Raw genomic sequence first — 5,652 nt, 5'->3', positions numbered from 1 at the left:
GGTTGGAACGGGTTGTGTATAAACAGGTATAAAAGTAATGGTGTAATTTCCTGCTGCAGCAACTGCAATATTACCTGCATTAAGCACCAGAGCTCCAATACTACCACCAAAATTAACTGTCCAGGCATGGTTTTGTCTAAACTTGAATTCACCTGCAACCAGGTCAACAGTTATCTTATATCCACCTTTGCCATCATTAATGAATTTCATATCCGTATCTGCATCCCAGCCTTTAGGTGTTGCACTGCCGATGATAGACCATGAATCTGCATTCGCAATAGTCCAGGTCTTTTTGTTCATATCCACAGTTACCAATCTTGATCCTGCTACGCCTGCATTTAGGTTACCTCCAGAAGTACTCAAAGTACCGCTACCGCCATCACCATAAGAAACATCCCAGGTTTTAGCTGGTGTGATTTTGAACTCAAATTGTCCAGCAGGATAATTAATAATACCCTGATAAATACCATTGCTGGTTAAAGAAACCAAACTATCTGCAGTTGCAGGATTCCAGCCCTGATAAGCACCCGGAGCATAGACCCAGGCAGAAGCCAGATAAGGCGTCGCTGTAATGGTGATCACATTAGAATAAGTCACTGCATTTGGTGCGGGCACTGACTTCAGCCTCACATCTACCTGACCTGAGACCCCGATTTTTAAACCAAGTGCAAGCAACATGGTATTAAAATCGTTCACTGTCGGAGAATAAGTTGTCGTTGTAGCCACGATCTCCTTTGTCACTTTAAAACCAGTTCCTGCAAGTGCAAACTGTAGGGTCGAAGTTACAGGAATCTGATATCCGGTAACCGTCGGTGCAGGAAAAGTCAACGTAAGTGCCGGTTTGGTGGCATTGGCCTGAACTAAATTCAAACTTGTTGCAGATGCAGTAAGCGTACCTGCCGGACTTACATCAGACACCGTCTTTGTTTCATCCTTTTTACAAGACCATAATCCAATCGTTAATAAAACAAGGGAAATGGATTTTAAAAAAATTGATTTCATATTTTATTGATTGAATAATTAATAACCTGTGTTTTGAACCAGATTCGAATTTGCAACCAGGTCTGCAGCTGGGATCGGATATAAGTTACGGTAAGCTGGAAGACCTGCTCCAGATTTCGACCCGCCTTTAAATGGCCATAAGTAACTTGCATCTGTAAATTTACCGTAACGTACAAGATCTGTACGACGGTGTCCTTCCCAGTAAAGCTCTCTTGCACGCTCATCTAAGAAAAAGTCAACGGTTAGCGCCGATACATTTCCTGAAGCATTGCCATAAGCACGTTGGCGCAAATTGTTCACATAGGTTAAAGCCTGAGCCTGGCTGCCGCCTGAACCACCACGCATCACTGCCTCACCATAGATCAGGTATTGCTCAGCCAAACGGAACAAAGGAAAATCCAATGAACTGAAAGTTCCATTTAAAGATGGAGGTGTTACACCAGTTGAAGTCACATTTTTGAACTTAGTTACCCTTAAACCATCCGTAAATACAGCGATATCGTCTACTGTACTTTTATCGCCGAAGAAAACACCACGTTTATCCGCTGTACCATTCGGATCAGGGAACAAAGCCGGCAAGTTCTGGCGGGTACGATTTCCACCCCATCCGCCTGAAGGCACGCCATAAGACGCAGGATTCATGTCTGCATTGATTGCCGCATTAATAATAAAGGTCGTTCCGCCATAATTGGTACCACGTACACCATCATAGTTAATCGTCAAAATCGTTTCATTATTGTTTACGTTATTATCGGCCAGAAACAAGTCCTTATAATTCGTTTTCAAGCTATAACCTCCATTGATCACCTTACTTGAATAGGTAACTGCATCTGTATATCTCGCTGTTCCAGTATACACCTGTGCATTTAGATACAACCTGGCTAATAAGGCCCATTCAGCACCTTTATCTGCACGTCCATACTCATTGCTCCGTGGATCTGCAAGATCACCGTCAATGGCTTTAAGCTCAGATTCTACATAGGAGAACAGCGCTGCTCTGGTGGTTTGTTTTGGAGATGTTTTTCCAATGGGGTCATTCTCTGTTACAAATGGTGGGTTACCAAAAGCATCCATCAACACCCAATACTGGAAGGCACGCAAGAATCTTGCTTCAGCACGGTAACGTTGCACATTGGTCGCATCGGATCCAGTAATGTTACGGCTAGCCAATTTATCCGGGGTACTTTCGCGTAAATACTCATTGCAGAATGTAATTTGCAAAATGGCTTTAGAATACAATCCTCTCAAAAATTGATTATCAGCATTCCAGGTAGAATTGTCCAGTTCTGGAATTCCGGTATCACCCCAGGCACACACCGCTTCATCGGTGGGTAGCTCCTGTGAAGTCCAGAACAATCTTAGGAAATCGGCAAATCCAGAATTCAAGCCCCCGATATCGCTATCATCAGAACCCGTAGGGCTTGTCAATCCGTATGTTGCATATAGTTTAACCAATTCTGCTTTATAACCTGCAGGTGTTGCATACACTACATCTGCCGTTAGGTCATTAGTTGGCTTTAAGTTAAAATCGTTTTTCTTACATGCATTTAAAGACAGCAGTAAAACAGCTGATGTCAATATTATTTTAAAGGAATTTTTCATTTCTGTCTTGAATTAAAAACCAACATTAAAACCCAACGTATATGTTCTTGGCCTAGGGTACAATTTATAATCTATACCATCTGTCAACTCTGGGTCTACACCTTTGTATTTAGAAACCACAAATACATTCTGACAATTTGCCGTTATACGCAGCGTCGTGTTTCTGTTTCTGAATATCTTACCTGCGTCATAAGCCAGTGCAACATTGTCCATCTTTAAGAATGAAGCATTTTTTACATAATAATCACTTAAAAATTGATTATTGGTAAAACCTGTATTCAAGAAATCCACACCCGCATTATTAATGACACCTGCCGGGCTCATAATATTATTTCTGACACCAAAATTTGATGAAATATTATCGTAAACATAGTTACCAAAACTGGCACGGAGGGCAGTGCTTAAAGTCCATTTTTTATAACTGAATGAGGTGTTAAATCCCGTAGTTAAGGTTGGATCTGGAGATTTGTAAAAGTATTGATCGCTGGAATTGATTACACCATCTCCATTTAAATCCTCATATACGCCTTCCAATGGTTTTCCGTTACCGTCATAAACCTGTTTGTAAACAAAGAAGGCTCCAGGTATCTGGTTAACCGCATTATATTTTATAGTCACCCCTGTACCACCTGTAATATCACCGGCACCTACTTTACCTGAGGGATTAGGGTTCAAGGTAAGATTGGTCACTTTTCTTTTATTATAAGATACGTTAAAGCCGAAATCCCAGTGAATGTCTTCGCTCTTTATTGCAGCAAAATTTAAACTGAATTCAGCACCACGAACATCCATATTACCTACATTGGTCACCAAAGTATTGTTAAAGTTGGTTCCCACAGGAATATTAATGGTACTTAGCAGATCTTTAGTCTTTTTATAATAAACATCCAAAGCTCCATAGATCCTGCCGCCAAAAAGCCCATAATCCAACCCGGCGTTATACGTCGCTGTGGTTTCCCATTTCAAATCCGGATCGTATGCAGAAGGTGCATAATAGTCATAGAACTTATCTCCAACCTGATATTGGCCTGTTGTACTGTTTGCATAATACTTAGCCAGGTAACTATAATCACCAATAGTGGTACCATCTTTATTTCCGGTTTCACCATAACTTAGCCTCAATTTCAAATCTGATACAGATTTGCTTTCTTTAAGAAAATTCTCACCATTGATTTTCCAGGTAAAACCTACTGAAGGGAAATAACCCCAACGGTGACCATCTGCAAATCTGGAAGACTCATCGGCACGCATGGTTCCTGATAAAATATATTTGTCTGCTAAAGTATAAACCAACCTTCCATAATAAGACAATAGCTTGTTGCGGTCTACGTAATAAGGAAATTTAGGCGTAGTTATAATACCACCTATCGCATTGTAATTCGTGTAGCTATAGGTTGTTTTTGAATTGTCGTAATATCCGTAACCTGCAGTTGCATCAAAACGACTGCGGATGCTGGCCACATCTTTTGCATAATTAAGATAAAACTCAGAAACCTTATTACTTGCTGTACTTAAAGATTGATTGATCGATCCGTTGGTCGAATAACTTTGCGCAGCAAAGGCCGGAACAAATATCCTTCCTGAACCATTGGATACATCATAGCCTAAATTCAAATTGGCATGCAATTCCGGTAAAAAGTGAAAGGAATAATCAAATTTCGCATTGCCATAACTTCTTTGCGCTTTGCCATTGTTGTCTTTCAAATTGATCAGACCAAGTGGGTTACGTGGGGCATTAGGATTTATACTACCATCGCCTCTTAACCATTCAAAGTAATTACCATACTGATTGGTAGCGTATGGAGATTGAGTTGGATCAAACTGCAGTGCAGCACCAATGGCATCAGAATTACCAAACCGGGATTCCGTTAAGGCCCCTTTTAAATTCAAGTCAATTTTTAAGTGGTCAGTAAATAACCTGGGAGAAATTGTAATACCACCCGTTGCACGGCTAAATTTATCTGTAAGCAATAGTCCTTGCTGATCCAGGTAACCACCTGAAATACGATAAGGTACACCATGAAAATTACCCGTCATACTTAAGTTATTGTCCGTTGAAAAGGCATTTCTATAGATTTCGTTTTGCCAGTCGGTATTTGCATTACCCAATAAAGCGACAAAAGTTTTACCCGTTGCATATTCTGCAGTTGGATTTGCATTTACAAAAGACCGGATCTGATCAGCAGACAGTACATTTACTTTTTTTGCCACTGTGGCAATAGAGTTACTGGTACTGAAGTTAATCACCGGTTCTCCGGAACCACCTTTTTTCGTAGTGATCAGGATTACCCCGTTAGAAGCTCTGGATCCATAAATCGCAGTTGCATTTGCATCTTTTAAAACGGTGAAGGTTTCAATATCATTAGGATTGATCAATGACAAAGGGTTTGGAGCATTGTCAATCGTTGTACCACTGAATGGAACACCGTCGACAACAATCAAAGGATCATTACTGGCATTCAGCGAAGCGCCTCCGCGAATACGGATCTGACTTCCCACGCCGGGCTGGCCACTGCTGGTAATGATGTTTACACCAGCAACTTTACCCTGAATCAATTGCTCCGGTGTTGTGGCGGGTCCCTTTTGAAAATCTTTGGAACTTACTGTTGTAATGGAACCCGTAAGGTTTTTCTTTTCTGCGGTACCGTAACCGATCACCACCACCTCATTCAGGTTTTGCGCATCTGGCTTTACGGAAAAATCTGAAGTCGTATTTCCTGATACAGACACCGTTTGCAGCGTTGGCGTATAGCCGATATAACTTACTGTTACCTCAAACGAACCATTAGAAAGCCCTGTTAAGCGAAACTTCCCTGCGGCATCAGTTACTGTACTTTTATTCAAACTTTTGATCTGAACAGATGCGCCGGGAAGAGGTAGCCCCGTCTCATCCAATACTCTTCCAGCTAAGGAGCTGGTTTGTGCCTTTGCTGCAAAAGTTGACAAGACAATTAGCAGGAGTAAACAAGGCTTAAGGAGGTAAAAAACTTTCATATTCTGAACTCGTTTTTAAGTGTAAATATTTGGTTAACAATCAGAGTGTATAAC

The 5,652-nt window shown here is 41.1% G+C and carries 3 protein-coding genes; all 3 read right to left on the bottom strand.

The window, feature by feature from the left end:
- Positions 1–1,002, bottom strand: a 1,002-nt coding sequence (locus DBR11_RS09600) for a SusE domain-containing protein (protein ID WP_108552000.1), incomplete at its 3' end; no start/stop codon positions are given.
- 18 nt (positions 1,003–1,020) lie between these two features.
- Positions 1,021–2,604 carry a RagB/SusD family nutrient uptake outer membrane protein gene (locus DBR11_RS09595; protein WP_108551998.1) on the bottom strand — a complete coding sequence of 528 codons (1,584 nt, stop codon included), beginning with the start codon at positions 2,602–2,604 and terminating at the stop codon, positions 1,021–1,023.
- Between the two features lie 12 nt (positions 2,605–2,616).
- Positions 2,617–5,598, bottom strand: a complete 2,982-nt coding sequence (locus tag DBR11_RS09590; RefSeq protein WP_108551996.1) for a SusC/RagA family TonB-linked outer membrane protein — start codon at positions 5,596–5,598, stop codon at positions 2,617–2,619.
- Between the last annotated feature and the right edge of the window lie 54 nt (positions 5,599–5,652).

Source organism: Pedobacter sp. HMWF019, assembly GCF_003061025.1.
Lineage (GTDB): Bacteria > Bacteroidota > Bacteroidia > Sphingobacteriales > Sphingobacteriaceae > Pedobacter.
Note: the sequence above shows the minus strand (reverse complement) of the source record. Positions and strands in the feature narration are given on the sequence as shown.

What these genes read in the sequence shown, in the direction of transcription:
- DBR11_RS09590 (WP_108551996.1), bottom strand. Translation starts at nt 5,598, where the DNA reads ATGAAAGTTTTTTACCTCCTTAAGCCTTGTTTACTCCTGCTAATTGTC.
- DBR11_RS09595 (WP_108551998.1), bottom strand. Translation starts at nt 2,604, where the DNA reads ATGAAAAATTCCTTTAAAATAATATTGACATCAGCTGTTTTACTGCTG.